This window comes from Aneurinibacillus aneurinilyticus ATCC 12856, from assembly GCF_000466385.1.
Lineage (GTDB): Bacteria > Bacillota > Bacilli > Aneurinibacillales > Aneurinibacillaceae > Aneurinibacillus > Aneurinibacillus aneurinilyticus.
The window spans coordinates 9804-10822 of record NZ_KE952828.1 but is presented as its reverse complement, the minus strand read 5'-3'; the positions used below and the strand labels follow the sequence as shown (position 1 = coordinate 10822).

At 45.6% G+C, this 1019-nt stretch carries 1 protein-coding gene; it reads left to right on the top strand.

All coding sequences use genetic code 11. The features are described 5' to 3' along the window. Positions 1–721: YcdB/YcdC domain-containing protein (locus tag HMPREF0083_RS28785; protein WP_021622661.1), on the top strand; the 721-nt coding region annotated here is incomplete at its 5' end. Between the last annotated feature and the right edge of the window lie 298 nt (positions 722–1019).

The window sequence follows — 1019 nt, the reverse complement described above, 5'->3', positions numbered from 1 at the left end:
CGATAACAAGGATGCTGTAGCCAAGTTACGCGTTGATGAACGACAAGGCGCAGCATGGGAAAAAGAAAGCCCGCAGCAAATGTATGAATTCAGCGCAGAAGACCATCGCATCTATGCAAGTATCGCAGCGGATAAGAAGACAGGCCAGGTGCAGTACGCCAGCTTACAGCTGAATACAGATCAAAAAGCACAGCCGGCAAAAGTGGCAAAGGACCGGGCTTTCGCCACCGCACGCAATTTTCTTGAAAAATATGCCAGTCCCTCCACAACACTACTCGAATGGACTGACTTTACTTATAAAGAATCAGAACTGCCTGCCTGGGTAGACAAGAGCAAGCTACCGGAAGGCTTTACCGAGCATCAGCCAAGGGAGTATAATTTCTTTTTCTATGAAACATATGAAGGCATTCCTATTATGGATCGTACCTACCATATTTCAGTAGACAACCAGACCGGGAATATCACTTCTTTCTCGCTGGCCACACCAAAGGATAAGCTGGATCTGCCTGATTCAAAGAACATCATAACGAAAGATCAGGCGCTTGAGGCTTTTCTAAAAAACAAATCGCCAAAGCTGCAATACGTTTGGCCGCAATACTTTGATCAGCGCGCTCCAGCCCCGATTCTTGTTTACGCATGGGACTATTCGGAAGGCTTCGGCTATGTAGATGCCTTGACAGGTGAATACATTATCGTGCCTAGCGATTGGGATGAAGAATAAAAGAAAAAGCTGGCGGATACAGACCGTACCGCCGGCTTTTTTCATTCATGCATGCATCTTTATATAAAATTGTTGATTTTTCCCTGTTTTTTCATGATAGAATAAAACATAGTTTCTATTTATATCCAGAAAAGGAGAGTTGTAATGAAATATTCATTGCCGTTGACTGCCCTGTTGTTGGCCTCTTCGCTCGTGCCTGCTGCACCTGCATTGGCAGCGGAAGGTGAAACCGCTCAAGCTCAGCCCACAGAATCAGCTACAGCCAACACATCAGACGCAGCATCAGAAAATCTTGCCC